General features: G+C 73.1%; 23 protein-coding genes. 15 read left to right on the top strand and 8 right to left on the bottom strand.

Translation table 11 applies throughout. From position 1 onward, the window contains the following. Positions 1–66 precede the first annotated feature (66 nt). Positions 67–1,167 carry a citrate synthase 2 gene (locus V2S66_RS26245; protein WP_330799104.1) on the bottom strand — a complete coding sequence of 367 codons (1,101 nt, stop codon included), beginning with the start codon at positions 1,165–1,167 and terminating at the stop codon, positions 67–69. A 216-nt stretch (positions 1,168–1,383) separates the two neighbouring features. Between V2S66_RS26245 and pdxH the strand changes: the two genes are divergently transcribed. Next, the gene (gene pdxH / locus V2S66_RS26240; protein WP_330799150.1) at positions 1,384–2,028 is read left to right on the top strand and encodes a pyridoxamine 5'-phosphate oxidase; all 645 of its coding nucleotides are present in this window, start codon (positions 1,384–1,386) and stop codon (positions 2,026–2,028) included. A gap of 377 nt (positions 2,029–2,405) precedes the next feature. Further along, on the top strand, positions 2,406–3,767 hold the full coding sequence (locus V2S66_RS26235) for a PAS domain-containing protein (protein WP_330799102.1): 1,362 nt from the start codon (positions 2,406–2,408) through the stop codon (positions 3,765–3,767). Positions 3,768–3,851: 84 nt separating this feature from the next. Here V2S66_RS26235 and V2S66_RS26230 read toward each other — a convergent pair whose 3' ends face one another. After that, the gene (locus tag V2S66_RS26230; RefSeq protein ID WP_330799099.1) at positions 3,852–4,625 is read right to left on the bottom strand and encodes an SIS domain-containing protein; all 774 of its coding nucleotides are present in this window, start codon (positions 4,623–4,625) and stop codon (positions 3,852–3,854) included. Positions 4,626–4,764: 139 nt separating this feature from the next. Between V2S66_RS26230 and V2S66_RS26225 the strand changes: the two genes are divergently transcribed. Next, positions 4,765–5,457, top strand: a complete 693-nt coding sequence (locus tag V2S66_RS26225) for a metal-dependent transcriptional regulator (protein WP_330799096.1) — start codon at positions 4,765–4,767, stop codon at positions 5,455–5,457. A gap of 295 nt (positions 5,458–5,752) precedes the next feature. Further along, the gene (locus V2S66_RS26220; protein ID WP_330799094.1) at positions 5,753–6,682 is read left to right on the top strand and encodes an alpha/beta fold hydrolase; all 930 of its coding nucleotides are present in this window, start codon (positions 5,753–5,755) and stop codon (positions 6,680–6,682) included. Between the two features lie 45 nt (positions 6,683–6,727). Here V2S66_RS26220 and V2S66_RS26215 read toward each other — a convergent pair whose 3' ends face one another. Genes V2S66_RS26215 through V2S66_RS26195 form a run of 5 tightly spaced genes read right to left on the bottom strand, consistent with a single transcriptional unit; the run spans position 6,728 to position 10,862 of the window. Further along, positions 6,728–7,516: a hypothetical protein gene (locus tag V2S66_RS26215; protein WP_330799092.1), complete on the bottom strand. Its 789-nt coding sequence runs from the start codon at positions 7,514–7,516 to the stop codon at positions 6,728–6,730. Then, entirely contained in the window at positions 7,513–8,301 is a 789-nt protein-coding gene (locus V2S66_RS26210; RefSeq protein ID WP_330799090.1) for a hypothetical protein, read from the bottom strand. The genes V2S66_RS26215 and V2S66_RS26210 overlap by 4 nt, the downstream gene beginning before the upstream one ends. Before the next feature lie 10 nt (positions 8,302–8,311). Further along, positions 8,312–9,196 (bottom strand): hypothetical protein, encoded by an 885-nt coding sequence (locus V2S66_RS26205; RefSeq protein WP_330799087.1) that lies wholly within the window; start codon positions 9,194–9,196, stop codon positions 8,312–8,314. 24 nt (positions 9,197–9,220) lie between these two features. Further along, on the bottom strand, positions 9,221–10,564 hold the full coding sequence (locus tag V2S66_RS26200) for a putative T7SS-secreted protein (RefSeq protein ID WP_330799084.1): 1,344 nt from the start codon (positions 10,562–10,564) through the stop codon (positions 9,221–9,223). A gap of 4 nt (positions 10,565–10,568) precedes the next feature. After that, a complete protein-coding gene (locus V2S66_RS26195; RefSeq protein WP_330799082.1) occupies positions 10,569–10,862 on the bottom strand; it encodes a hypothetical protein in 294 nt (97 codons plus the stop codon). A 245-nt stretch (positions 10,863–11,107) separates the two neighbouring features. Between V2S66_RS26195 and V2S66_RS26190 the strand changes: the two genes are divergently transcribed. Continuing rightward, the gene (locus V2S66_RS26190) at positions 11,108–11,605 is read left to right on the top strand and encodes a hypothetical protein (RefSeq protein ID WP_330799080.1); all 498 of its coding nucleotides are present in this window, start codon (positions 11,108–11,110) and stop codon (positions 11,603–11,605) included. Between the two features lie 202 nt (positions 11,606–11,807). Here V2S66_RS26190 and V2S66_RS26185 read toward each other — a convergent pair whose 3' ends face one another. Further along, positions 11,808–16,343 carry an FtsK/SpoIIIE domain-containing protein gene (locus V2S66_RS26185; RefSeq protein WP_330799079.1) on the bottom strand — a complete coding sequence of 1,512 codons (4,536 nt, stop codon included), beginning with the start codon at positions 16,341–16,343 and terminating at the stop codon, positions 11,808–11,810. A 560-nt stretch (positions 16,344–16,903) separates the two neighbouring features. Between V2S66_RS26185 and V2S66_RS26180 the strand changes: the two genes are divergently transcribed. The 10 genes from V2S66_RS26180 to V2S66_RS26135 all read left to right on the top strand — a co-directional run bounded on the left by V2S66_RS26180 (position 16,904) and on the right by V2S66_RS26135 (position 26,519). Continuing rightward, positions 16,904–17,506 carry a hypothetical protein gene (locus V2S66_RS26180; RefSeq protein WP_330799076.1) on the top strand — a complete coding sequence of 201 codons (603 nt, stop codon included), beginning with the start codon at positions 16,904–16,906 and terminating at the stop codon, positions 17,504–17,506. 19 nt (positions 17,507–17,525) lie between these two features. After that, entirely contained in the window at positions 17,526–18,326 is an 801-nt protein-coding gene (locus tag V2S66_RS26175) for a hypothetical protein (protein ID WP_330799074.1), read from the top strand. Beyond that, entirely contained in the window at positions 18,323–19,630 is a 1,308-nt protein-coding gene (locus V2S66_RS26170) for a CpaF family protein (RefSeq protein WP_330799072.1), read from the top strand. The genes V2S66_RS26175 and V2S66_RS26170 overlap by 4 nt, the downstream gene beginning before the upstream one ends. Then, a complete protein-coding gene (locus V2S66_RS26165) occupies positions 19,630–20,676 on the top strand; it encodes a type II secretion system F family protein (RefSeq protein ID WP_330799069.1) in 1,047 nt (348 codons plus the stop codon). Before V2S66_RS26170 ends, V2S66_RS26165 begins: the two co-directional genes overlap by 1 nt. Beyond that, on the top strand, positions 20,673–21,581 hold the full coding sequence (locus V2S66_RS26160) for a type II secretion system F family protein (protein WP_330799068.1): 909 nt from the start codon (positions 20,673–20,675) through the stop codon (positions 21,579–21,581). The genes V2S66_RS26165 and V2S66_RS26160 overlap by 4 nt, the downstream gene beginning before the upstream one ends. 49 nt (positions 21,582–21,630) lie before the next feature. Further along, the gene (locus tag V2S66_RS26155; RefSeq protein WP_330799065.1) at positions 21,631–21,873 is read left to right on the top strand and encodes a hypothetical protein; all 243 of its coding nucleotides are present in this window, start codon (positions 21,631–21,633) and stop codon (positions 21,871–21,873) included. A 62-nt stretch (positions 21,874–21,935) separates the two neighbouring features. Next, entirely contained in the window at positions 21,936–22,412 is a 477-nt protein-coding gene (locus tag V2S66_RS26150) for a TadE/TadG family type IV pilus assembly protein (protein ID WP_330799063.1), read from the top strand. Further along, entirely contained in the window at positions 22,409–22,915 is a 507-nt protein-coding gene (locus tag V2S66_RS26145) for a TadE/TadG family type IV pilus assembly protein (RefSeq protein WP_330799060.1), read from the top strand. Before V2S66_RS26150 ends, V2S66_RS26145 begins: the two co-directional genes overlap by 4 nt. Further along, positions 22,908–23,465: a TadE/TadG family type IV pilus assembly protein gene (locus V2S66_RS26140; protein WP_330799059.1), complete on the top strand. Its 558-nt coding sequence runs from the start codon at positions 22,908–22,910 to the stop codon at positions 23,463–23,465. The genes V2S66_RS26145 and V2S66_RS26140 overlap by 8 nt, the downstream gene beginning before the upstream one ends. A 24-nt stretch (positions 23,466–23,489) precedes the next feature. Beyond that, a complete protein-coding gene (locus V2S66_RS26135; RefSeq protein ID WP_330799057.1) occupies positions 23,490–26,519 on the top strand; it encodes a BTAD domain-containing putative transcriptional regulator in 3,030 nt (1,009 codons plus the stop codon). Positions 26,520–26,544 lie beyond the last annotated feature (25 nt).

The raw sequence follows: 26,544 nt of genomic DNA, 5'->3' as shown, positions 1-26,544 counted from the left end.
CCCGCCCCGCTGTGCCTGCCCGCCCGCCGGTCGGCCTGCCGCCGACCGGCATGCCGACCGCTTCGCTCAGCCGCCGATCCGCTCGTACCCCTCGACGTCCTGCGGGCCGCGCGGGCCGGGCCCGATGTAGCGCGCCGACGGCCGGACCAGGCGGCCGGTACGTTTCTGCTCCAGGATGTGGGCCGACCAGCCCGCGGTGCGCGCACAGGTGAACATCGAGGTGAACATGTGCGCGGGGACCTGCGCGAAGTCCAGCATGATCGCGGCCCAGAACTCGACGTTCGTGGCCAGCACCCGGTCGGGGCGGCGGGCGTGCAGCTCGGCGAGGGCCGCCTTCTCCAGGGCCTCCGCGACCTCGTAGCGCGGCGCGCCCAGCTCACGCGCCGTACGCCGCAGCACCCGGGCCCGCGGGTCCTCCGCGCGGTAGACGCGGTGCCCGAAGCCCATCAGGCGCTCGCCGCGGTCCAGCGCGGACTTCACGTAGCCCTCGGCGTCGCCGGTGCGCTCGATCTCCTCGATCATGCCGAGGACCCGCGAGGGCGCACCGCCGTGCAGCGGGCCGGACATCGCGCCGACCGCGCCCGAGAGCGCCGCCGCGACGTCCGCACCCGTCGACGCGATCACCCGGGCGGTGAACGTCGAGGCGTTCATGCCGTGTTCCGCGGCGGAGGTCCAGTACGCGTCGACCGCCGCGACGTGCTTGGGGTCGGGCTCGCCGCGCCAGCGGATCATGAAGCGCTCGGTGATGGACTGCGCCTTGTCGATCTCCCGCTGCGGCACCATCGGCAGGCCCTGGCCGCGGGCGGACTGGGCGACGAACGACAGCGCCATCACGGCCGCGCGCGCGAGGCCGTCCCTGGCCTCGTCCGCGTCGATGTCCAGCAGCGGCTTGAGGCCCCAGACGGGGGCGAGCATCGCCAGCGCGGACTGGACGTCCACGCGGATGTCGCCGGAGTGCACCGGGATCGGGAACGGCTCGGCGGGCGGCAGTCCGGGGTTGAACCGCCCGTCCACCAGCAGGCCCCACACGTTGCCGAAGCCCACGTGCCCGACGAGTTCCTCGATGTCGACCCCGCGGTAGCGAAGCGACCCACCCTCCTTGTCCGGCTCGGCGATCTCCGTCTCGAACGCGATGACTCCTTCGAGTCCCGGCACGAAGTCGGACATGAGGCGGCTCCTCTGAACGATCTTGCTTCGACGATGCTGACAGGTTGAGACAGTGCTGCCGAGATGGTGTGCGGCCGTCAATTCTCCCGGCAGACGGCCGGGAGAGGCAGGGTGAGATCGCGCACACCGGTGGCTGGGGCACGCGGTTCGCCACCCGTCCTGCAAGATGGCCGCGTGCGAGAACCACAGAACGTGCGCGACGACGATCCCGCTGCCATGCGGCGCCAGTACCGCGAGGCCGGGCTGACCGAGGCGGAACTGCCGGACGACCCGTACGAGCAGTTCGCCCGCTGGTTCGGCGACGCGGTGAGGGCCACCGAGAGGGGCGCACTCACCGAACCCAACGCCATGGTGGTGTCGACCACCGACGCCGACGGCGTGCCCAGCTCCAGAACCGTCCTGCTGAAGGGCTACGACCGCCGCGGATTCGTGTTCTTCAGCAACTACCTGTCGCGTAAGGGGCGAGCGCTGGAGGCCAACCCGTACGCCTCGGTGCTCTTCCCCTGGCACCCCGTCGCCCGCCAGGTGATCGCGGCCGGCCCGGTGCGGCGGGTCTGCGCGGAGGAGACGGCGGCGTACTTCCACAGCCGCCCGCACGGCTCGCAGCTCGGTGCGTGGGCCAGCGAGCAGTCCGCTGTGGTCCCGTCGCGTACGGCGCTGGAGGAGAGCTACGCGGAGGTCGCCGCGCGCTGGCCCGAGGGCACCCAGGTGCCCGTGCCGCCGCACTGGGGCGGCTTCCGGGTCGAGGCGACGAGCGTGGAGTTCTGGCAGGGCCGGGAGAACCGCCTGCACGACCGGTTGCGGTACGTACGGGCGGCGGACGGGGACGGCGGCTGGCGGATCGAGCGGCTCGCGCCCTGATGGCGTCCAGGGAGTCCTGAGCGGCTCCCTGTGGGGGCTGCCGGCGGGTGCGTGTCGGACGGCTGCGTGAGACGGCTGCGCCGAACGGGGACGTCGAACGACCCGCGGGCTGCTCCCCGGAGCCGGGTGGCTCCGAGCACCGGCCGGACAAGTCCGACGAGCCCGCGGGTCGGGTGAACTGCGTGGGATTGGCGAGCATCACGCACGCCGAGTGCGCGGAGCTAGCCCGCAGTCACCTCACGTGTCCGAGTGCAACTCATGCTTCAGACCACCTCCCTTCGTGTGTGCCGCAACAGTAAGAACCGCTCGGGGAACCGCACAAGCGATTTATGTAAATCTCGTGTGACGCAGCCCACACAAGAGTTGAATGTTGTGACGTGCAGCCTTCTGATGCGCAACCGAGGAACGACGAACAGCTCCTTGCGGCGCTGCTCGACGGCATGGAAGCGGGCCTGTGCGCTTTCGACCGCGCCGGGGTGGTCACGCACTGGAACGCCGAGGCGGCTCGCATCCTGGGCTGGAGCGCCGAGGAGGCCGTCGGAAAGCGCGGCTTCGGCGGCTGGGCGGCCCGCGCCGCCGACGCCAAGGAGGTCGAGGAGCGCCTGCTCGCCGCAATGGACGCGCCGGGGCGGCAGGTCAACGAGTTCGCGCTCCTCACCAAGGACGGCCGCCGGGTCCTGGTGCGCACCCAGTCCGCCGCCGTCACCGGCGGCGACGGCAGGCCGGCCGGCGTCTATTGCGCCTTCTCCGAGGTGCACGCCCAGATCGACCTGGAACGCTCCATAGCCCTCGGCGAGTCGCTCTTCGCCGACGCCGCCTGGGGCGTAGTGCTGATCGACGCCGACCTGCGTCCCGCCCAGGCCAACGCGGAGGCCGCCCGGCTGCTGTGCGCCGGCCGCGAGGCGCTGCTCGGCCGCCCGCTCGCCGAACTGCTCAGCGCGGGTGTCGAGGAGCTGGAGAACGCGCTGCAGTACGTACTGGCGGAAGGCGCGCCGACCGCGGCGACCGAGCTATGGGTCACGCCGCGCGGGGACGCCGCAGCAGGCCGCCACTGCTGGCGCAGCGGCTTCGTACGGCTTGGCTCGCCGCTCGGCGAGGAGCCCGCGCCGCTGGGCGTCGGATGGCTGTTCTCGGACGTCACCGCGCAGAAGACGGCCGAGAAGGACAGCGCCCAGGTGCGGTTCCGCTACCAGCAGCTGCACCGGGCCGACCGCGCCGCCGCGGAATGCGAGAGCGCCATGGAGGCGGCGACCCTGCAGCTGGACTTCGCGCTCGCCGGATTCGCCGACCACGCCCTGCTGGACGTCATGGACGCGGCCGGCCGCCTGGTGCGCCTGGCCGCCACCCCGGACCGCGAGCCCGGCCCCTGCGAGGCGGCGCCCGGCAGCGGCATCCCGGTCGGCTACGACGCCGGCCATCCGGCGCTCCAGGCGGTGGAGCGCCTCGGCACGGTCCGCGCCGGCTTCGGCGCGGGCGCGGCCGGCGCCGCGGACGACGCCGGCGAGCCGGGGGTCAGGGCCCGGATGGAGGCCTGGGCGAGCGCCCGCTGCTGGCCCAGGGGGACCGTGCACGGCCTCGCGGCGGTGCTGCGCAGCAGGGGCCGTACGGTCGGCACCGTGACGTTCCTGCGCGGAGCCGGGCGGCGGCAGTTCGACCGGGCGGACGCGGCGTACGCGGAGGACGTCGCGGCGCGCGTCGCGGTCGCCGTCGACCTGGCGCAGCAGGCCGGCGAGCGCTGAGCGGCCCGGCGCACCCGCCGGGCTCGCGGGCGAGCCGGCGGGTGCGGGACGACGCCTCAGCCGCGGAGGAAGGTCCGGGGCGCCTCAGTGGCGGAAGAAGATCCGCTCCCGGTACTCCTCGAAGACGCGGCCGTTCCACTCGTGGCCGCCGTCCACGTTGCCCGAGCGGATCATCGGCGGCGTGAGGCCGCGCCGCGCCAGATCCGTCGCGGCGGTCGCCATCACGGCCTGCATGAGGGCGCTGGTGACCACCGTCGAGGCGGGGGCGAAGGGCGCCGGGATGTCCTCGTCGGTCAGTTCGGCGTCGCCGATCGCGATCTTGGAGTCCAGGACGATGTCGCTGTTGTCCTTCAGGAAGGTGCCGGAGGCGTGCCGGGAGCGCGTCTGCTCGGCGTAGGCGACGGAGGTCACGGCGACGACCGTCATCCCCAGGGCGCGGGCGTTCTGCGCCATCTCCACGGGCAGCGTGTTGCGGCCGGACAGCGAGATCACGAAGAGCACGTCGCCCGCGCGGGCGGGGCTGGTGTCCAGGGTGGCGCCGGCGAGGCCCTCGACGCGTTCGAGGGCGCTGCCCAGGGTGGCGGGCATCACGTCGATGCCGATGACGCCGGGGACGGCCAGCAGGTTGACCACGGCGAGCCCGCCGGCCCGGTAGACGACGTCCTGCGCGGGCAGCGAGGAGTGGCCCGCGCCGAAGACGAAGACGCGGTTTCCGGCGGCGATGGCGTCGGCGACCGCGGCGCCTGCCGCGCGGATGCCGGCGGTCTCCTCGTCGCGGACCCGGTGGAGCAGGGCGATGGCGGCGTCGAAATACCGGTCGGACAGTTCTCCGGGGCGGTCCGCGGGGGGCTCACTCATGCGGATCACCGTGCTGCCAGGGCCTGTCCGGTGTCAAGAAAAGCGCCCCGAGGGCCCGGGTATCGCGCGTGGCGAACGGTTGTCGGCGCGATGCGTCAGAATTGGCTCAGGGCCACGCACGAATTATCTGAGGGGCGCGATGTCCGGACTGATCGACACGACGGAGATGTATCTCCGCACCATCCTGGAACTCGAGGAGGAGGGTGTGGTCCCCATGCGCGCCCGAATCGCCGAGCGGCTCGACCAGAGCGGCCCGACGGTCTCGCAGACGGTGGCGCGGATGGAGCGCGACGGCCTGCTGCACGTGGCGGGCGACCGCCATCTGGAGCTGACGGAGGAGGGCCGCCGCTCGGCGACCCGCGTCATGCGCAAGCACCGGATCGCCGAATGCCTGCTGGTCGACGTGATCGGCCTGGAATGGGAGCAGGTGCACGCCGAGGCGTGCCGATGGGAGCACGTGATGAGCGAGGCGGTGGAGCGCCGCGTGCTGGAACTGCTGCGGCACCCCACCGAGTCGCCGTACGGCAACCCGATCCCCGGTCTCGAGGAGCTGGGCGAGAAGGGCGAGGCCGATCCCTTCCTGGAGGAGGGCATGGTCAGCCTGAACGAGCTGCACCCCGGCGAGAGCGGAGCGAGCGTCGTCGTCCGCAGGATCGGCGAGCCGATCCAGACCGACGAGCAGGTCATGTACACCCTGCGCCGCGCAGGGGTGCAGCCTGGAGCGGTGATCAGCGTGACGGGCTCGGCCGGCGGCGTGCTCGTCGGCAGCGGCGGCGAGGCCGCGGAGCTGGACGCCGACATCGCCTCCCACGTCTTCGTCGCGAAGAGGTGACCTGACGGTCCGGACGGACCGTCAGGCGTGGGCCCCGGCGCCGAGTGACGGCGCCGGGGCCTTCCCCTCCCATGCCCCTCCCCACACTGCCCCCCACGGAGGACCCGGGACCCCGAGCTTCCCGGACACCTCCCCGCGACCCGCTTCCCCTTCGCGCCGCGTCCCGCAGAAGTCCTCCCCTCGGCCAGGTCGGCCAATCCTTGAGCGTTGTCACTCGAACGAGCGGTGTTGGTCGCGTGGACCGTCTGTTCGAATAGAAGTTCGATAGCGTGTGAGCGGAAAGGAGGTGCGGCAGATGATCAAGCGATACGACGTGGACGGCGCGGCCGGCGCACGCCTCGTGGCCTGGGAGTACGCCGCCGCGGACGCCTCGGGCGGACCATCCGGCGGCGCGGCCTGCGGCCAGGCTGAGCCGGCGGTGGCGGACACCGGTCGCCCGTGCCTGCTGCTGCTCCACGGTCTGCTCGGCCGCGCCTCGCACTGGGCGGACTCCGCCCGGCGGCTCTCCCCGCGCTACCGGGTGCTGGCCCTGGACCAGCGCGGCCACGGCCGCAGCGACAAGCCCGACGGGCCGTACACGCCGGACGCGTACGCGGCGGACGCCATCGCCGCGGTCGAGCAGCTCGGCCTCGGACCGGTGACGCTCGTCGGCCACTCCATGGGCGCGCTCACCGCCTGGCAGGCCGCGGCGGCCCGGCCCGACCTGGTGGCGGCCCTGGTGATCTGCGACATGCGCGCCTCGGCGCTCGGCGAGGCCGGGCAGCGGGAGTGGGAGGACTGGCTGGCCCAGTGGCCGACGCCGTTCGCCACACTCGGCGAGGTACGGGAGTGGTTCGCGGCGGGCGACCCCTGGGCGGACCCGCCCAACCCGCGCAGGGGCGACTTCTTCGCCGAGGTCATGGAGGAGCGGGCCAACGGCTGGTACCCGCTGTACGACCCACGGCACCTGCTCGCCTCCCGCGACCCGTGGATACGTGACGCCCACTGGGACGAGCTGGCGCAGGTCGGCTGCCCGGCGCTGGTGGTGCGCGGCCTGGACGGGGAGCTGGGCCGGGCCGAGGCGCAGGAGATGGTCCGGGTCCTGCCGCACGGGCGTTACGCCGAGATCGCCGACGCCGGGCACCTCGTCCCGTGGGACCAGCCGGACGCCTTCTGCGCCACCGTCGAGCGGTTCCTCGGCGAGGTGCTGACGGCACGGCAGGACGCCGGTTCGCCGCGGCTGTGAGGCGGCCCCGGCGCCGCGGGCGATGAGGCGGTCGGTGCGGCGGGCTCAGGCCGGGCGGCGGGAGCCGTAGCCGGGGGAGGCGAGGCGGCGCGGGTAGTACCCGGGGTTGGGGCCCTCCGCCAGGCTGGGGGTGCCGGCCAGCCGGTGCCGCTCGCCCGTCACGGTGGCCCGCACGACGGCGACGACCAGCAGCGCGAAGGCGCCGCCGACCACCCAGGAGAGCGCGGGCGTGGCCGCGGTGCGGTCACCGAACGCGGGGGCGGCGATGCCCGACGGGTCCTGCGTCACGGTGACGTGCTTGCCGACCGAGGGACGGTCGCAGCGGATCTCCCGGTCCACGGGCGTGCCGTCGTCCAGCCGGACCCGGCACGCCACCCACGAGGTGCGCAGGGTGGTGTGGTCGGTGGCGCCGGAGATCACGCCGCCGGACACCTCGCCGCGCGCCGCGAACAGGGCGTCGGACACCGCGAAGCCGCCCGCGACCATGCAGAAGAGCAGAAGGAGGAAACCGCAGAAGACCTGACCGAGCGAACCGTGCAGCCAGTACAGCATCAGCAGCAGCGTGACCGACGCGGCCAGCACCACGAGCGCCACTCCGGCCACCGCGAAGGACCCCGCGTAGGTGGCGTGCGCCCAGCCCACCGACACCCCGGCGGCGGCGAGCGCGGTGACCAGCAGCGTGACGGCGCAGCGTGCCCAGGCGGCGGCGCGGGTGGGGGAGCCGATGCGGCCGGCCTCCCACAGCCGGGCCAGGCCCTTCGGGCCGGCCGGGGCGGAGCCGGGGGCGGCGTCGCGCGCCGGGTTCGCGGAGTCGCCCGCGGGCGGGTTCGTCATCGCGCCGACGTTCCCTCACCGGCGGCTCCGGCCGGGCCGGGCTCCTGCGTGGCCGTGGCAGGAGGCCGGGCGGCGGACGCGTCGTCCGGGGCGGGGAAGCTGACGCTGCGCAGGATCGCCGTGAGCATCTCGCTGAACTCGCCCCAGTAGTCGACGGCGGCGGTGTCCATGGTGAACACCGCGGTGAAGGGACCGGTGGGGAACGGCACGTACACCTGCACCTGGCCCATGTGCAGCCTCGCCTCCTCGCCGTCGGCGGTGAGTTCGGCGCCGATGACGATCTGGCGCAGGCTCACGCAGGAGACGGCGGGGCCGCACGGCAGGTCGATCCAGCGGGCGTCGTTGGTCTCGTCGGTCGCCAGGATCTCGCGGATGCCCAGCGCCGCCACCTCGGGCGAGGGGTGGTCGGAGGTCACCGCGGCCATGGTGAAGGAGCAGTGGGCGATGCCCTCGTCGATCGAGAACAGGCCCATCGCGGAGTACGCCAGGCCCTGGTCGCCCATGGCCTCGCCGAGCGCCGCGTAGTAGGGCGCCGCGGGCGTCCACAGGGCGTCGTCGCCGTTCGGGTACAGCTCGCGGACGAACTCCTCGGCCAAGGCGGCGCGTTCCTCGGGGCCGGCCGCGATGGGCAGCGCGTGGAAGGACTCCGGGACGACGAAGCTCAGCGGGGGTATGTCGGGCAGTTCGACGGTCAGGAGGGTCTCGCCGGACGCCTCGGGGGCCTCGCCGTCGAGGGAGGTGTCTGCGGGGAGCACGCCGAGGTTCTCCGTCGGTGGGGTGGTCATGATCAGTCGCTCACAGGTCGCCGGGCTGGGGGCGGGCCGGCTCGCCGGCCTCGCCCATCAGGATCGTGTGGGTCTCGTACAGGCCCTTGCCGCGCTTGGCCGGGACCTTCGCCTCTACCAGGAAGACGCCGCTGGGCAACTGGAAGACCTGCGGGTCCTCGGCGTCGGCGGGCAGTTCGGTGCGGAAGCGGGCCAGCCGGTCCTGCTGGCCAGGGGTGAGGCCGGCGGCCGGCACCGGCCGGCGGCGGTCGGTCAGGAAGCCCACCAGCTTGGTCGCGTCGCCGGTGGCCAGCCGCACCCAGGAGCCGTCGGTGAAGGTCAGGCGCAGGTCGTGGCCGCCGTCGCTGAACGGCAGCGGCCTGGCCTCGGCGATCACGTCGCGCGCGGACTCCCACAGCACCTCGGCGGGCGCCGTCATGTCCCCGCCCACGCCGAGCAGCAGCAGGCGACGCTCGGTGACCACGGCGTCCACCCGGTAGCGCTCCGGCCGCCGGGCGGGGTCCAGCTGCCAGGGCACCGTACGGGCCAGCGTGCCGGGCGCGGCCCACAGGACGGGGAAGTCCTCGGACTCGTTGGGCGGGTCCTGCGGCGTCGCGCGGGACGGACCGTCGCCCTTGCCCGCCGAGTTCCCGCCGACGACCGCCTCGACGGCCAGTTGGACCGCCGTGACGACGCCGCTGAGGAACCCGCCGGCGACCTTGTCGACCTGCTGGGTGGTCCTGCTGTGCAGGGTGTACTCGGGACCGGCCGGCCATCCGGGCAGTTCGGCCTGGATGTCGCGGCGCTCGGTGTCACGGAACCAGCGTGAGCCCAGCACCGGGTGGGCATAGCCCGTCGCGAACCGGATCGGCGTACGCACCAGGGTGGTCTCGTCCGGGGCCGGATACCAGTCCATCGTCGTGTGTGCCTTTCTGCCGGGTCAGTGGGAGGTGGCGGCCTGGTTGAAACGGTCGCCCAGATGCACGGCCTCGCCGATGTGCTGCGGTATGGAGTAGAGCTTCGGCGCCAATTTCAGTCCCGCGTCGATGCTGCGGCCCGCGGTGCTCATCGCGTCGATCGCCACTCTGCCCTTGGTGATCGCGCCGAGTCCCTTCGTGCCGATGATCTGGCCGCCGTGGTAGAGCTGTTCCGAGACCAGCTGCATACGGTTGATGATCTTTCCGTCGGATATGACCTTGCCGGCCGCCTTGAGACCGCCGAATTCCAGCGTCACCTTGTTGAAGAGGTTGATCTGCTTGCCGCCGGCTATCATCTCGCCCGCTTTGCCGACGAAGTTCCTCCCGATGGTGGTCACTCCGCGGAAGCCCTCGCCGAGTTCGGCGGCGCGGCCTGCGGCCACCGCGCCGTCGGCGACCTTGGCGCCCTTGGAGAAGGCGCCGATGCCGGGAATCGCGCCGAGCGCGTCGAACCCGATGCTGACCCAGCTCACGTCCGCACCCGCCAGCTTGGCGACGAGGTGGGTGATCAGCGCGGCGGCGCTGGTGACCACGGCCGCAGCGGCGAAGATCGCACCCAGCGGCTCGAACGGCGCGGTGATGATGGCCAGCACGCCGAGGATGCCGCTGAGGTCGCTGAGGAGGTCGCCGATCAGCTTGATGAGGTCGGCGTGGTCCTTGACCCATTGGACGGTGTCGTTCCAGGCGTTCTCGACGCCGTGGACGATGCGGCTGAACAGGCCCGGTTTGTCGGGGGCGATGTCGCCGGCCTTGTCGAGGTCGTGGCTGATGGCGTTGGCGGCGTTGGTGAAGCGGGTGTGGAGTTCGTCGGCGCGGTGGCGGACGCCGTCCAGGGCGTTGCCGGCGTCGGTGACGGCCTGCTGCTTCTTCTTGGCGTCGGCGGCCGCCTGGGGGTCGGGGTCCGGTGAGGCCTCGGGGGTGGGGTGGGGGGTGGAGCTGTCGGTGGGGAGGCCGGCGGCCGTCTTGGCGTGGTCGAGCGTGCCCTGCTTGGTGGCGGCTTCGCGTTCGAGGGCGTCGGCCTCGGTCTGGAAGCCGTGGAGTTGGTCGGACCAGCGGGACAGGGCGTCGGAGGCACGTCCGAAGGAGTCGTGGGCCTTCTTGATCAGGGGTGTGACGTCGTGGTCGATGTGGGCGACGAAGGCTTTGGCGGCCTCGCCCTTCCACGCGCCGCAGTCGATGCGGTCCAGTTCGCCGACGGTGGTGGTCAGCTCGCCGTGCAGGTCGCCGAGTTGCCGGGCCAGGCCCCTGGTGCGCTCCACGTCGCCCGGGGTCGGGTCGAAGCCGAGATGAGGGAAGCTGCGGGTCACGGCGTCACTTCTTCCCGGTCTTGAGGGAGTTGGCGAGCTGCAGATCCGCGTCGTCGAAGGTCTTGCCGATCTGGTCGATCATGTGGACCGCGGTGTCGGCGTGCTGGCCTATCTGCTTGATCCCGTAGTGCCAGTCGTCGGCGAAGTCGTGCACGTCGTCGATGAGTCTGGGCGCGCCCACGGACTCCCCGTCGGTATTGCCCATCGTCCTGCTGACCACGTCCATACGGTCGGCGATGGTGGAGAACGTCTTTCGCAGGTCCCCCATCACCGTTCCGTTGATCTGCAGGTCCCCCATGAGAAATCAACCCTTTCCCGGCATCTCGTCATATCCGCCGGACCGGCGGCGGAACGTGTGGCCAACACTCTATTGGGCCGCCAGAACCGGTTCACGGGCCCCGGAGTCACGGTCCTGCGACAGCTGCGCTCCGCGGGCTTTCAACCGGCGCATCCCGCTGCGGCCTGCTGGTAGCTTGCGAATCGCTGGATCCTTATCGCGATGGGGGAGCGCAGATGCGTTGTCGAAGTCGGACGCGTACCCGGGTGGGCATCGCCGCCGTGGCGGTGGTCGCGGGACTGGCGCTGGGCGCGTGCAGCAGTGGCAGCGGCGGCGACGCCGAGAAGACGCCCACTCCCGGCGCGACCGGCAGCGGGCAGGCGTCCGCCACCGACAGCGGCGGTACGCCGGCCACGACCTCCGCCTCGCCGACCGTGACCGCGACGGTGACCGCGGGCGCGACCGCCACCTCGACCACGCCCGGCGACGACCACAGTGTCGAAGGCGTGTGGCTGGCCACCCAGGACGGCACCAAGGTCCAGCTCGTGCTGGGCAAGGGCAAGGCCGGACTGACCAGCACCAGCCTGTGCGGCGGCAGCTACACCGAGCACAACGGCCTCGGCCTGGACCTGACCTGCATGGACGGCAACAAGGACCGCACCTCCGGGCACGGCGAACTCGCCGCCGACGGCAAGACCCTCACCGTGAGCTGGACCGGTGGGCTGACCGACACCTTCGCCCGTACCGGCCTGCCGAGCAGCTGACCGGCGGCCACGCCCCACAACGGCCCCCCTTCCCGCACCACTCGCGGAAGTAACCACCCCGGTGGCGACCACCCCGGTGGCGACCGGCCCGGTGGCGACCGGCCCGGTGGCGACCGGCCCGGCGGCGACCGGCGCCGCGACGCGGGACGCCCCCGCGCCGCGGCCTGCCGGCCTGCCGGCCTGCCGGCCTGCCGGCAGGACCTCAGACCGTCAGCGGCACCGTCACCGTCTTGGGCTCCCCGTCGCCGAGGTGCAGCAGCGCGCGACCCGGTGTGACCTGCCCGCCGACGCTGCTGCGGGCCAGCCGGGTGCCGATCAGCTCGCCGCTCATCGTCTGCTGCGGCGACAGCAGCACCCCGCGGCGGGCCTTCTTCGCGTCGACCTGCCAGCCGGAGAACCCGGAGCAGATGTCCTCCTCGCCGCCCGCCACCACGACCGCCCTGCCACGGTCCGAGCCGCGGGCGATGATCTCCTTGAGCACGTCCCGCGCCTCGCAGTCCTTGAGCAGCTCGGCGTCGTCGACCAGGACCACCAGCGGGCTGTCCCCGGCCTCCTCCAGCGCCTGGGACAGGTCGTCGGCCGGTATGTCGCTGTCGGTGAACACCCGCAGCACGCCCTCGGCGCCGGCCAGTTCGCGCAGCGGGGAGGGGCGGGGCGCGGCGACCACCAGCTTGACGCCCTGCTGCTGGTAGCTGCGGGCCAGCGTGAGCAGCAGCGTGGAGCGGCCGGACTTGCCGGGGCCGCCGATGACGAACGCCGGCAGGCCGTCGGACAGGTCCGGGCCGTAGCCGGTCAGTTCGTCGCCGCCGACACCGACCAGCGCCCACAGCGGGTTGCGCGCCGCGTCGGTGTCCCGCATCTGCCACGCGTCGGCGAACGACAGCCGCGACGGCAGCACGTCCACCCGGAACGGGCGGCGGGCCCGCGGCAGCGCCGCGTCCCGCTCGGACGCGGCCTCGCCGATCGCGGTGAGCGCCGCGGCCTGGCCCTGACCGGTGACATCGCCGTCCAGCAGCGCCACCTGCATCTCGATCCCGGACTCCGAGCGGTACGCGCGGCCCGGCTGGATCTCCTCGGGCACCTTGCGCGGGTTGATCGAGATCAGCGCGAAGTCCGAGCGGTCGGCCAGCCGGAAGGCGATCTTGTCCTCGGTGAGGGTGGAGATCCGGCCCGCCATCAGCGTCCGGTCACCGGTGATGATCAGGTGGATGCCGACCGACGCGCCCTCGCGCAGGAAGGTGAACAGCTCGTCGGTGAGCGCCCCGTGGTCCAGCTCGCCGAGCGACGGCGTCCAGCCCTCCCAGCGGTCCAGCAGGATCACGATGTGCGGGAGCCGCTCCTCCGCGGTCGCCACCGCGTTCCGCTGCTCGCCGATGTCCGCGAAACCGTCTGCGGCCAGCAGCTCCTGACGGCGCGTCATCTCCGCCTTCAGCCGCCCGATCAGCCGGATCGCCCGCTCGGACTGCGAGCGGCCCACCACCGCGCCGCAGTGCGGCAGCCGGGTCAGCGCGTTCAGCGCGCCGTTGCCGCAGTCGATGCCGTACAGGTGGAGGTCCGCGGCGGAGTGGGTGCGGGCCAGCGAGCCGGCGATGGTGCGCAGCAGCTGCGAGCGGCCGGACCGCGGGGCGCCGGCGGCCAGCAGGTGGCCGAAGGTGTGGAAGTCGATGGAGACCGGCCGCCGCGCCTGCAGCGCGGGCAGGTCCTCCACGCCGTACGGCGCGGGCGGCAGCGCGCCGGCCGGGACCGGCACCGGCAGGTCGTCCAGCCGCAGCGAGTCGGGCAGCGCGGGCAGCCACGGGCTGTGCTGCGCGGGGATGGCCATCCGCTCGTTGGCCGCGCAGATCGCCTCGACGAGCACCTTGAGGTCGGTGATCTCGTCCTCCTCGCCCTTGGCGCCGGCCGGCCGGTGCGGGGCGCTGCGGCCGAGCTGGGCCCATTCCACGACGCTCACCCAGGGCGCCACCGCCACGTTCTCCACCGCGCCGGGGCGGCGGCCGCCGACCCGCCCGGACTGGAAGGGCACCAGGGACGTCGCGCCGAGCCGCACATAGGCACGGCCGGGCGTGGACTTGGAGATGTTGCCCGCGTCGGGGGCGTCGATGACGTCGGAGGACTCGCTGCCGTCGGTGACGCGCAGCGCGATGCGCAGGTTGGTGTTGGCGCGGATCTCGGGCGAGACCACACCGCTGGGCCGCTGCGTGGCCAGGATCAGGTGGATGCCCAGCGAACGGCCCCGCTGCGCGATGTTGACCAGGCCGGTGACGAAGTCGGGCAGCTCGCGGACCATCGAGGCGAACTCGTCGATCACGATCAGCAGCCGCGGCATCGGCTTCAGCTCCGACTGCCGCCTGAGCAGGTCGGTGTAGTCCTCGATGTCCTTGGCGCCCGCCTCGGCGAGGATGTGCTCGCGCCGCTTCAGCTCGGCGCCGAGCGACTCCAGCGCGCGCTCCACCAGGTGGGCGTCGAGGTCGGTCACCATACCGACGGTGTGCGGCAGTTGGACACAGTCCTTGAACGCGGAGCCGCCCTTGTAGTCGACCAGGACGAAGGTCATCGCCTCGGGGGTGTTGGCCACCGCGAGCGACGCGACGATGGTCTGCAGCAGCTCCGACTTGCCGGAGCCGGTGGTGCCGGCGATCAGGCCGTGCGGGCCGTCCTTGCGGATGTCGATGGCGAACGGGCCGTCGTAGGACTCGCCGACGACCGCTTGGGTGGAGATCGGGCTGAGCCGCCAGCGGGCGGTGATCGCGTCCGCGGTGGGGGGCTCCAGCTCCAGCACGTCCAGCAGCCTGCTGGAGCCGGGGATCGCGGAGTCCTCGGCGTCGCCGCTGATGTCGCGGATCGGGGAGAGGCAGCGGGCCAGCCGGCCGCACCACGCGGGGGACACCAGGTCGGGGCGGACCTTGCGGATGCGGGCCGCACCCGCCTGCTCGACCCGCAACCGGAAGGCGCCAGGGGCGGGTTCGACCGCGACGGCCTGGGCCTGCTGCGCGCCCGCGTACCAGGCGTTGACCGAGGGGAAGCCGCCCTGCCGGGGCACGCCCGCGGTGGCCTCCGGCACCGAGGCGACCGCGGCTGGCTCGGCGACCGCCTCGAACTCGGCGATCACCACCGCCTGGCACTCGCCGGGCAGGAAGCGGTCCTCGGAGTCCAGGCAGATCGCGAAGATGCCGACGCCCGGCCCCTCGCGCAGCAGCTGGACCACACCGGGCATGGCCCGCAGCCGCCGGGAGCCGTCCAGGACCACCACGATGTCGGGGTCCTTGAAGAACGCCGCGTGGTTGGCCGCGCTGCCCGCCTTCTGCTTGGCCTTCTGGCGCCCGTCCAGGATCGAGCCCAGCTCGGCGATGCGCGCCGCGACGGTCTCGGCGTCGGTGCCCAGCAGCGCGACGGCGTCCTGGCCGTCGGTCGGCCGGGAGTGCGGCAGCCACCGCACCCAGTCCCAGCTGTCCTGCCCGGCCTGCTCGGTGAGGACGTAGAACTGCACGTCCATCGGGCTGCTGAGGGTGGCCATCTGCGCGACGGCCCAACGGCCCATCGCGCGGGCGCCGTCGCCGGGCGCCGCGTACCCGATCACGCCGAGGCGGCGCAGCTCCACCGCGACGGGGGCGTCGTCGATCTCCCAGGCGACCTTGCGCCGGTGCTCCTCCTGCTCCGGGTCGTCCAGCACGACCTCGGAGGGCAGTTTGGCGGTGCCGACGCGGATCAGCAGGTGGTCGGCGTCGCTGCGGCGCCGCTCCCACAACCGGGTGCGCGGACCCGTGGCTGTGTTGAGCACCGTCGCCGGATCGGGTGAGGCCGCGGCGCGGTCCTTGCGCTCCAGGTCCAGCGCGTTGCTGGCGTCGTTCTCGATGCCCTCCTTGCGCTCGCGGTACTCGGTGACCGTCTTCGCGTAGGACTTGCGGCCGTTCTTCTTGTCCATGAAGTAGTTGCCGACCATGACCATGGGGCTGACCACCGCCATGACCAGGTACATCATGCGGTGCATCATGAACGCCATGGTCACGGCCATGACCAGCGGCATGAGGGCCATCAGCCAGGGCAGCGGCCGGGCGTTGGGCTCCTTGGGCGGGGTCGGCAGTCGGAAGTGCGTGGCGCGCTCGGGGGGCGACAGCCGCGGCGGGCGGTTGTAGTCGTACGTCGCGCCGTCCTCGCCCGGATGCAGCGCCGCGTTCGGCGGGGAGTAGGGGCCCAGCTCCAGCAGGCTGTTGCCGAGCGCCAGCTGGCCGCCGAGCGGCCAGTCCTTGGTCTCTCCGCCGATGGACACCTGGCAGGTGCCGCCCATCCCGACCGTCAGCACGGCGGCGCGGTCGCCGAGTTCGGAGTCCTCTATACGGATGCGCACGGCGGGGCCGCGGCCGATCTCGACCCGGCCGATGCCGAGCCGGTGCACCGCGCCCGCGTCGGGACCGCCTGCCACCCGCAGCTCGACCACGCCCGCCGGCTCGCCCGGCAGGCAGCCGGCCGGGTCGTACAGGCTCACCACCGCGCCCTCGCGCAGCGGCGACTGCGCCACCGACCAGCCGGGGTCGACCGCGTACCCGTCCACGTAGACGGCGGGGGCGCCGGGGCTGCGGGAGACGCCGCCGGCGATCGAGATGATCTCCGCGCCGCCACCGCCGACCTTCCGGCCCAGCTCGCGTGCGACATCGGCGACTGTGGACACGGGATCGGTGTCGACCACCACATCGGCGCGGTCCCCGCCGAGCGGGTCGACCACGGTCAACGACAAGCGCACGGCGTCCTCGTTCCCCCGGATTCGACTTGGTTTCCCCTGGACGATAACGGCTGTCGGCGGCTCGTGGGGCGGCAGGTGCGACGCCTGTGGACAACCTGCGCATGTTTGTCCACAGGGCGGAAACGAGGCTGGACACGGGGCCGGTGAGCGGTGGCACAGTGGTCCCAAGCCGGATCGAAAAAGGGCGGATGGGGGCGGGTACGGGCGGGACAATCGCAGCGTGGGCATGTCACGCTGGGCCGTTCCGTTCTGTTGCAGTGCTGTGAGTCAGTTGTCACGGGATGCGCCTTGAGGGTGTTTGTAAGGCGCTGATAGCGTGCGGTGACTTGACATCGGCCTGCGGGCCGTCGCCGGACAGGAGCGCGACGGTTCTCTCCCCATGCAGCCGATCTCTCACCGCACGCCGGCTCGACGGGGGCACTGACGTGAAGACCAGGGAACGATCCGCTGCGGGCGGCGGCAGGGGCCGTCAGTCCGTTCCTGCACCGACGCTCGGCGCGCCGGTAGGCGGAGACCGGCTGCCCACAGCCCCTCGTGAACGCAAGCCCGCACTCGCCGCGTTGGCCGTCCTGCTCATCCTCGTCGGCGCGCTCGGCGCGACCGTGGTCGTGCTGCGCGCCGGCAACAAGGTCTCCGTGGTCGAGATCGCCGAGCCGGTGGCCTCCGGCGACCGGATCCCCGAGTCCGCGCTCCGCGAGGTCATGATCTCCGAGAACACCGGACTCGACTTCATCACCTGGGCCCAGCGGGGCGACCTGACGTCCCACTACCGGGCGGCCACCGACCTCACCCAGGGCTCGGTGCTCGTCACGTCGATGATCACGGACCAGGACAACAGCCTGCCCGCCGGCAAGTCCCTCGTCGGACTCTCCCTGAAGGAAGGCCACTACCCGCAGGGCCTGAAGGAAGGCGACACGGTCGCCGCCTACTTCGTGGGCGACGCATCGGGCAGGTCCAGCGGCTCCTCCGCCGCGGCCGACCCGCTGATCAGCGGCAGCCTGGTGGTCAAGGCCATCAGCGGCGGCGGGAGTTCGGACGGCGCCGACGGCAGCGGCGACACCGCGGTGACGGTGATCGCGGACACCTCCGTGGCGGGCGCACTCGCGGTCGCCGCGTCCGGCGACGGGGTGACCCTCGTGATCGTCCCCAACGGCAAGCACTGAACGAGCGGGCGTAGACGACATGGCACTGATCGCTATCGCCGCCGACAAGGGTTCGCCGGGCGTCAGCACCACCGCGGTCGCACTCGCCGCGGTGTGGCCCCGCCGCGTCCTGCTCGCCGAGGCCGACCCGGCCGGCGGCGACCTGGTCTACCGCGCGGTCGGAGCGCACGGCGGGGTGCTCAACCCCAACTCCGGCATGCTCTCGCTCGCCGCGACCGCCCGGCACGGCCTGGCCGCCGAGCAGTTGTGGGACCACTCGCAGCCGCTCGCCGGCGGACTCGACGTGCTGGTCGGACTCGGCGGCGCCGAGCAGGCGGCCGGCATCTCCGGCCTGTGGACGATCCTCGGCAGCGCGTTCGCCACGCTCGCCGAGTCGCCCAGCGGCGCCGCGGACGTCATCGCCGACTGCGGCCGCATCGGGCCCGACTCGCCGATACTCGAACTCTTCCCGCACGCCGCGCTGGTGCTGCTGGTCTCCCGTACGGAACCCGAGCACCTGGCCCGGGTCAGGGACCGGGCCGGCGCGCTCTCCGCCAAGCTGCACGGCTCCCAGCGCGGCGCCGCCGCACTCGGCTACCCGCCGATCGGCGTGCTGCTGATCGCCGAGGCGGGCAGCAGCGCCCGGGTCGCCTCCCAGGTCAACGAGATGCTGGTGGCCTCGCAGATCTCCGCCCGCGTCGTCGGCACGCTCGCCCACGACCCGGCGGGCGCCGAGACGCTCAACGGCCGCCGCCGCGGCAGGCTCGACAAGTCCCTGCTGATCCGCTCCGCCCGCCAGATCGCCGCCGACGTACCGCAACGGTACGGGGTCTTCCAATGAGCGAGGTCGACCACCAGCTCGTCAAACGCTTCCGCCAGGAGGCGGGCGACCGCATCGCCGAGCAGCGGCGGGTGGACCAGGTCGCGAACCGGATGGCGATGTCGTCCGAGGACGAGCGGCACTTCGCCCGCGCGATCATCGCGCAGATCCTCGAGGACTACGCCCGCGCCGAGATCACCGTCGGGCGCACCCCGCCGGACGCGCAGGCCGAGGAGGCCTACGCGGCGGCGGTGCACGCCGCGCTGTTCGGAGTGGGCCGGCTGCAGCCGCTGCTGGACGACCCCGAGGTCGAGAACATCGACATCAACGGCTGCGACCAGGTCTTCGTCGGCTACGCGGACGGCCGCGAGCTCCCGGCCGAGCCGGTCGCGGAGACCGACGAGGAACTCGTCGAGCTGATCCAGGTGCTCGGCGCCTACTCCGGCCTGTCCTCGCGCCCGTTCGATACCGCCAACCCGCAGCTCGACCTTCGGCTGCCCGACGGCTCCCGGCTGTCCGCGGTCATGGACGTCACCCGCCGCCCCGCGCTGTCGATCCGGCGCGCCCGCCTCGGCAAGGTGTTCCTGACCGACCTGGTCGGCAACTACACCCTCACCCCCGAGCTGGGCTCCTTCCTCTCCGCCACCGTGCTGGCCAGGAAGAACGTCATGATCGCCGGAGCCACCAACGCCGGCAAGACCACCCTGCTGCGGGCGCTGGCCAACGTCATCCCGCCGCACGAGCGCCTCATCACCGTCGAGCGCGCACTGGAACTCGGCCTGGACCAGTTCCCCGAACTCCACCCCAACGTCGTGGCGTTCGAGGAACGGCTGCCCAACTCCGAGGGCCTCGGCGCCATCTCGATGGCCGAACTCGTCCGCCGCTCCCTGCGCATGAACCCCTCCCGGGTCATCGTCGGCGAGGTGCTCGGCGACGAGATCGTCACCATGCTCAACGCGATGTCCCAGGGCAACGACGGCTCGCTGTCCACCATCCACGCGAACAGCTCCGCCGAGGTCTTCAACCGCATCTCCACCTACGCGCTGCAGGCGCAGGAGCGGCTGCCGGTCGAGGCGTCGCAGATGCTCGTGGCGGGCGCCATCGACTTCGTCGTCTTCGTCCAGCGGCGCAACGACTACCAGCGTGGCGGCACGCTGCGCCGCGTCGTCACCTCCATCCGCGAGGTCAACGGCGTGGACGGCCGGGTCCTTTCCAGCGAGGTCTTCGCCGAGGGCAGGGACGGCGTCGCCATGCCGCACGCCCCCATCGCCTGCCTCGACGAACTCCTCGCCAACGGCTACCAGCCCACGGGGGTGTGGCGGTGATGACCGGAGTCTTCTCCCTGTCCGTGCTGTACGGACTACTGGCCGGGGCCGCGGTCGGCGGCGGCCTCGCCCTGTTCATCGCCGCGATCCGCGGCTGGGCGCCCAAGACGCCGGAGGCCGGCGAGTCCTCCGCCGAGCGGGCCTCGGAGCTGATCCGCTTCCTGTCCCAGCGCGGCTCGATCGCCGTCATCGTCGGTCTGGCCGTGCTCGGCCTCACCCGCTGGGTGGTGCTCGGCGCCGCCACCGCCATCCTGGTCTTCGTCTGGGACCGGCTCTTCGGCGGCGCCGCCGACGAGCGCGCCGCGATGAAACGCGTCGAGGCCCTGGCCGGCTGGACCGAGTCGCTGCGCGACACCATCGCCGGCGCCGTCGGCCTCGAACAGGCCATCCCGGCGTCCGCGCGCGCCGCGGCCCCCGCGCTCCGGCTCCACCTGGACTCCCTCGTCGACCGGCTGCGCTCCCGCACCCCGCTGCCCGAGGCGCTGCAGCACCTCGCCGACGAGATCAACGACGCGTCGGCGGACATCATCATCGCCGCGCTGATCCTCAACGCCCGGCTGCGCGGCCCCGGTCTGCGCGAGGTACTCGGCGCGCTCGCCAAGTCGGCCCGCGAGGAGGTCGACATGCGGCAGCGCGTGATGGCGCAGCGGGCCAGCACCCGGCGCAGCGTGCAGATCGTGGTGCTGGTCTCGGTCGTGGTCATCCTGGCGCTGGCCATCTTCAACCGCAGTTTCGTCAAGCCCTACGGGACGCTCCTCGGCCAGCTGATGCTGACCGTGGTGTGCCTGCTCTTCGGCGCCGGCTTCTGGTGGCTGCGGAATCTGTCCAAGGTGGAGACGCCGGACCGGTTCCTGGTGCACGCTCCTGAGCGGCTGGCCGCGAACCAGGCGGTGGCAGGGCGGTTCACCCCGCCCGGCCAGGCCGGCGGGCCTCCCGGCCACGTCACCCCCGGCGCGGACAGCGCACCGGGACGCTTCGTGCCGGGCCACCCGGCGCCGGGCGCCGTCCCCGGCGCCGTACCGAGCCAGGACGGGAGGCTGCGGTGAGCATCATCCTGCTGAGCTGCCTGCTGGGCGCGATCATCGGACTCGGCGTCTACGCGCTGATCCGTGCGTTCTCGCCGAGCCGGCGCAGCGCCGCGGCCCGGGTCGCGCAGATCGACGCGATGCGCGCCGCGGGCCCCGCCAGCGGCCCCGAGCCGCGCGCCACCGACCTGCGCGGCCGGATCGGCCAGCGCGTCGCGGCCTTCTACCTCGAACAGGGCTGGGAGCTGCGCTCGCTCCGCGCCGACCTGGCGGTCCTCGACCGCAGCTGGGAGAGCTTCCTGGCGACCAAGGTCATGCTCTCGGCGGTCGGACTGGTCTTCGGCCCCTTCCTGTTCGCCGCGGTCCTCGAACTGGGCATGGGCCTCAACCCGATCATCCCGGTGTGGCTCGCGCTCGCCTTCGCCGGCCTCTTCTTCTTCCTGCCCGACCTGGAGGTGCGGCGCGACGCGGTGAAGAAGCGCAAGGACCTGCGCCGCGTCATCGGCGCCTACCTCGACCTGGTCTCGATGAACCTGGCCGGCGGCCGCGGCCTGCCCGAGGCGCTGATGGCCGCAGCGGACATCAGCGACGGATGGGCGCTGGTCCGTATCCGCAACTGCCTGTCCGACGCCCGCATCACCGGCACCAGCCAATGGGTGGCGCTCGGCCGGCTCGGCCAGGAACTCGGCATCGAGGAGCTCCTCGACCTCTCCGTCACCCTGGGGCTCGTCGCCGACGACGGCGCGAAGGTCCGCGAGTCGCTCGCCTCCCGCGCCGAGACCATGCGGCACCGCGAACTCTCCGAGATCGAGGGCGCGGCCGGCGAGAACTCCCAGTCCATGCTCGTCGCCCAGCTGCTGCTCTGCGCCGGGTTCCTCGTCTTCCTCATGTTCCCCGCGGCGATGCGCGTGTTCCAGTCGTCCTGATACCGATCTCCCCCGCACGTCATCCGTCAGTCACGAAAGGACTTGGACCATGGACCGTCCGAGCACATACCGCAAGGCGACCAACGCCGTCACCGCGTTCGTGAAACGGCGCTTCGACGTGGCCCGCAGCGCGGGCCGTACCACCGGTGCCTCCGCCGTGGAATGGGTCATCATCTCCGCGATCGTCGCCGCGCTCGTCGCGGGCGTCGGCTGGGCCATCACGCAGGCCGTGAACACCAAGACCGAGAAGGTCCAGACGTGCATCGACAAGGCCGACTCCGGCAAGTGCTGAGCTGAGCCGAGCCGAGCCGGACCGAGCCGAACCGAGCTGAACCGAGCGAAAAGACAACGGGGATGAGAACTCACCACGCGCTTCGACGCGCCCTGCGCCGTCGGCTGGACGCCGTGCACGGCGACAGCGGCGTGGGCCGGCGCGGCCGCTCGGACGACCGGGGCATGAGCGCGATCGAGTTCGTGTTCCTCACCCCGCTCTTCTTCGCGGTCATCTTCATCACGGTGCAGTTCGCGATGTACTACTTCGCCGACCACATCGCGGTGGCCGCGGCGCGGGCCGGCGCGCGGGAGGGCGCCGAGCAGGTCAAGGTCACCGCGCAGTGGCGCGAACAGGCGCGGAGCAAGTCGCGGTGGTACATCGACCAGATGGGAGGCAGCCTGCTGTCCGGCGCCCGCCCGCTGCCGACGCTGGATGACAACACCGTGACGATGACGGTCACCGGATCGGTGCCGCCGGTCGTGCCGTGGATCCACCTGCACGTGCGCGCGGTGTCCTCCTCACCGGTCGAACGGTTCGTGCCGGACGGCGCGCCGTGACGGGCCGCGGTGCGACGGCGGTCCTCGCGTGGCCGCGCCGCCGGCGCACGGGCCCGGGCCCGGGGCAGGGGCAGGGCCTGGGGCAGGGCGACGCGGAGCGCGCGGACGCGGGTATCGCCACCATCGAGGTGGTGATCCTCGCGCCGCTGCTGGTCCTGTTCATCCTGGTGCTGCTCGGCCTCGGCCAGATGGTGGACGCCAGGAGCTCGCTCGACGGCGCCGCGCGCGACGCCGCCCGCGCGGGCTCGCTCCAGGGCGACCTGGGCACGGCCAAGAGCCAGGCCAGGTCGGCGGTCACCGACGACCTCAGCGGGATCTGCCTGTCCGGCAGCGTACGGGTCACGTACCAGGGCACCGACTGGAGGCCGCAGCAGGGCGTGTTCGCCGTGCAGGTCACCTGCAGGGTGCGCGGCCTGGCGTCGGTCGGGTTCGGGCCGAAGACCACGATGAAGGGGACGTTCTCCTCACCCCTCGACCCGTACCGGAGGCTGACCGGTGGCTGAGAACCGCGAGCACACCGGGTGCCGGGAGGCCGGCCCGCGCGAGCCTCGGCAGGCCGGCGCGCACGAGCCTCGGCAGGCGGACCCGCGCGAGCCGGGGGAAGCGGGCGCCGCGCGGCGGTTCGGCGACCGCGGCTCAGGCGCGATCGCCGTGATCATCTTCGCGATGCTCTTCGTCGCGCTCGCCGGCTTCGTGGTGGACGGCGGCATGGCCATCTCCAAGCGCGAGCGCGCCGCGGACCTGGCCGAACAGGCCGCCCGCTACGCGGCCCAGGACATCGACGTGGCCGCCCTGCGCAACTCCACCCAGAAGGGCGGCACCCCGCCGATCCTGCTCGACAACTGCCAGGGAGACGTCCGGCACTACCTGCGGACCGCGGGCGTCGCGAGCAGCGACGTCGCGCACGCGGGCTGCGACCGTGCGAAGTCCACCACCGCCGTGGTGTACGTCTTCGTCCAGATCAGCTACAAGCCCATGCTGTCCGGGTTCCTGGCCGACCGGACATGGACGGCGAAGGCCACCGCGTCCGCCACCAACCTCAGCGGCAACTGACCGGAGAAGGCAGAGGAAACCGCCATGGCACGCACGACCGCCACGGGACGTACCCGCGCACAGCAGGCAGGGGCCGCGGCCCCACCGCCGCGCAGCCGGCGTACCTTCGGCGACTTCGTACGGGCCTTCGGCGCGTTCCTGGCCCTGCTCGTGCTGGTCGTCGGGGTGCCCGGGGCGCTGCTGTACTTCATCGGCTCGCCCTTCCCGCACCACTTCGACTCCGGCCTGGTGCAGCAGCCGATCACCTCGGAGACGTTCGTCAACACGCTGGCCGTGGTGGTGTGGCTGGCCTGGGCGCAGTTCACCGCGTGCGTCCTGGTGGAGGCCAAGGCGGCGATGTCCGGGGTGGGCATGCCGCACCGGGTCCCCGGCTCGGGGCCCAGCCAGCTGCTGGCCCGCCAGCTGGTCGCCGCGCTGCTGCTGGTCGGCGTCAGCACCGCCGGCCTGATCCCCGGCATGTCCCAGCTCGGCCAGCACCACCAGATCGAGAACCAGGCCAGGCCCGGCGTCGCCGCCACCGCCCAGCAGACCCCCGGCCAGCAGCAGGCGCGCCCGGCGGGCGTCGTCACGCCCCAGCAGCAGGCCGGCCACCAGGGCGGCGGCGCGGCGGGCCAGAGCGCCGGGCAGTCGGCCGCCAAGGACACGAAGTTCTACCGCATCCAGCCCCCCGAGGGCCGCCACCACGACTCCCTGTGGGAGATCGCGCAGCGGCACCTCGGCGACGGCCGCCGCTACAAGGAGATCTACGCACTCAACAAGGACCGCGTGCAGCCCGACGGTTCGCGCCTGTCGCAGGCCAGCCTGATCCGGCCCGGCTGGGTCATGGAGATGCCGGGTGACGCGCGCGGCGGCGACCTGGTGCAGATGCCCGTCGCCGCGCCGCACACCGCACCCGACGTCGCGCGGTACGCGGCGCACGGCGGCGCCAAGGACACGGTCGCCGAAGGCGCGCACGCCGCGTCGCAGACGCCGGCCGCAGAGGAGGCCGGCGGCGCCGGCGGCTCGGGCGGTGGCGGCGCCGGCTCCGGTGGCAGCGGCGGCTCGGGCGGTCCCGGCGGGGGCGGCGGGCAGCACGCGCAGGAGCACACGGCACCCGCCCAGGAAGCACCCGCCCGGACGGCACACGCCGAGTCCCCGGTCACCGCGGCGCTCACCGGACTGACCTCCGGCGCCCACGGCTTCGACCTCTCCGAAGCGCTGATCGCCGCCCCGCTGATGGCCGCGGGCCTGCTCGGCGCGCTCGGCCGCAGGCGGCGTACGGCGCTGTGGCAGTCGGTCACCGCGGGCGGACTGCGCACCCCGCGCACTCCCACGGGACCGCAGGCCGACGCCGCCGACGCGCTGCGGGTGGGCGCCGACCCGGAGACCGTCTCCTTCCTCGACCGGGCGCTGCGCTCGCTCTCCGCCCGGCTCGACGCCGACGGCCGCAAGCTCCCCACGGTCTACGCGGCCTGGCTCACCGACGAGGCCCTGCACCTGCAGCTCGCCTGGCCGGAGGGCCAGCCGCCGACGCCCTGGCAGCTCGGCCAGGACCAGACGTTCTGGCAGCTCAACCGCTCCGACCTGGCCGAGGACGCCGACGTGTCCGCCGCGGCGCCTTACCCCGGTCTGGTCGCCCTCGGCACGCTGGACGGCGCGCGCCTGCTGCTCAACCTCGAAGCGGTGCCCGGCATCGTCTCGCTGGCCGGCGCGAAGGCCGACCGCGAGGCCGTGCTCGCCTCCGTCGCCGCGGAACTCGCGACCAACGGATGGTCCGACCGTATGACCGTCACCCTGGTCGGCTTCGCCGAGGACCTCACCGCGCTCGCGCCCGCCCGGATACGGCACATCGCGGACGTCCCCGAGGTCATCGAGATCATGACCGCGGAGACCGCGCAGCGCGCCGGCGCGCTGCGCGGCTCCGGCCAGGACAGCGTCCTCACCGGTCGTACCGGCCGCGCCCAGCACACCCAGTGGGCGCCGCACCTGGTGCTGCTCGCCGCCGAGCCGACCGCGTCGGAGGCCGAGCGGCTCGCCGAACTCGCCGCCGACGCGGGCCGCCTGGGCATCGGCTACCTCGTCGCGTCCAGCCGCGCCGATCTGCCCGGCGCCGCCTGGGAGCTCGAAGTCACCTCCGCGGGACGGCTGCTCGCGCCGCTGCTCGGGCTCGACCTGGAGGCGCAGGTGCTGCCGGCCGCCCAGTACCAGGCCGTGCTGCGGCTGTTCGCCGAGGCCGGCGGCGAGGACGGTCCGGGCCCCGAAGCGCCGCCGTTCCTCGTCGACCTGTCCGACCAGGGCCGACCCGGTGTGTACGCGCGGCTGCTCGGCCCGTTCGAGGTCATCGGCATCGAGTCGCCCACCGCCGAGCGCAGCCCGCTGCTGCACGAGGCGCTCGCGCTGCTCCTGCTCCACCGCGAGGGGGTCCACCCCCGGGTGCTGGCCTCCGCGCTGTGGCCGCGCGGCGTCACCGACGACGTGCGGGACGCGCTCGTCGAACGGCTCAGGGAGTGGCTCGGCACCGACCCCGGCGGCGCGCCCCGCCTCTCCTTCGACGGCACCGGCCGGATCGTGCTGGCCACCTCCGTCGTCTGCGACTGGGACGTGCTGCAGACCCTCCACCACGAGGCCACCGAGGGCCGGGCCGCGTCCGACCCCACGGCGCGCCGCCGGCTGCTCACCGACGCCCTCTCGCTGGCCCGCGGGCCGCTGCTGTCCGACCGCGCCGCCGGCCGGTACGGCTGGCTCGGCCACGAGATCGTCGACGCCCAGCACCCGGTGCTCGTCGCGGAGATCGCCCTCGCGCTGAGCGCGCTGCACCTCGACGCGTCGAAGCCGAAGGCGGCGGTCGCCGCGATCGAGACGGGCCTCGCGGTCTCGCCGAACGACGAACGCCTCTGGCTGGAACTCCTGCGCGCCACGCACGCCACCGGCGACCAGGCACGCCTGGACGCGGCGGCCCGGTCGCTGATCGCCCGCAGCAGCGCGCTCAGCGGACCGAGCCGCGGACTCCCGCCGCGCGTCGAGGCGTTGATGGACGAACTGCTGCCGGAGTGGCGGGGCCGCATCGCCAACTGACCGCTCCACACGGCGACTCCGTGAG

The organism is Actinacidiphila polyblastidii, assembly GCF_036353415.1.
GTDB lineage: Bacteria > Actinomycetota > Actinomycetes > Streptomycetales > Streptomycetaceae > Actinacidiphila > Actinacidiphila polyblastidii.
Note: the sequence above shows the minus strand (reverse complement) of the source record. Positions and strands in the feature narration are given on the sequence as shown.

What these genes read in the sequence shown, in the direction of transcription:
- V2S66_RS26245 (WP_330799104.1), bottom strand. Translation starts at nt 1,167, where the DNA reads ATGTCCGACTTCGTGCCGGGACTCGAAGGAGTCATCGCGTTCGAGACG.
- pdxH (WP_330799150.1), top strand. Translation starts at nt 1,384, where the DNA reads ATGCGGCGCCAGTACCGCGAGGCCGGGCTGACCGAGGCGGAACTGCCG.
- V2S66_RS26230 (WP_330799099.1), bottom strand. Translation starts at nt 4,625, where the DNA reads ATGAGTGAGCCCCCCGCGGACCGCCCCGGAGAACTGTCCGACCGGTAT.
- V2S66_RS26225 (WP_330799096.1), top strand. Translation starts at nt 4,765, where the DNA reads ATGTCCGGACTGATCGACACGACGGAGATGTATCTCCGCACCATCCTG.
- V2S66_RS26220 (WP_330799094.1), top strand. Translation starts at nt 5,753, where the DNA reads ATGATCAAGCGATACGACGTGGACGGCGCGGCCGGCGCACGCCTCGTG.
- V2S66_RS26215 (WP_330799092.1), bottom strand. Translation starts at nt 7,516, where the DNA reads ATGACGAACCCGCCCGCGGGCGACTCCGCGAACCCGGCGCGCGACGCC.
- V2S66_RS26210 (WP_330799090.1), bottom strand. Translation starts at nt 8,301, where the DNA reads ATGACCACCCCACCGACGGAGAACCTCGGCGTGCTCCCCGCAGACACC.
- V2S66_RS26205 (WP_330799087.1), bottom strand. Translation starts at nt 9,196, where the DNA reads ATGGACTGGTATCCGGCCCCGGACGAGACCACCCTGGTGCGTACGCCG.
- V2S66_RS26195 (WP_330799082.1), bottom strand. Translation starts at nt 10,862, where the DNA reads ATGGGGGACCTGCAGATCAACGGAACGGTGATGGGGGACCTGCGAAAG.
- V2S66_RS26175 (WP_330799074.1), top strand. Translation starts at nt 17,526, where the DNA reads ATGGCACTGATCGCTATCGCCGCCGACAAGGGTTCGCCGGGCGTCAGC.
- V2S66_RS26170 (WP_330799072.1), top strand. Translation starts at nt 18,323, where the DNA reads ATGAGCGAGGTCGACCACCAGCTCGTCAAACGCTTCCGCCAGGAGGCG.
- V2S66_RS26165 (WP_330799069.1), top strand. Translation starts at nt 19,630, where the DNA reads ATGACCGGAGTCTTCTCCCTGTCCGTGCTGTACGGACTACTGGCCGGG.
- V2S66_RS26155 (WP_330799065.1), top strand. Translation starts at nt 21,631, where the DNA reads ATGGACCGTCCGAGCACATACCGCAAGGCGACCAACGCCGTCACCGCG.
- V2S66_RS26150 (WP_330799063.1), top strand. Translation starts at nt 21,936, where the DNA reads ATGAGAACTCACCACGCGCTTCGACGCGCCCTGCGCCGTCGGCTGGAC.
- V2S66_RS26135 (WP_330799057.1), top strand. Translation starts at nt 23,490, where the DNA reads ATGGCACGCACGACCGCCACGGGACGTACCCGCGCACAGCAGGCAGGG.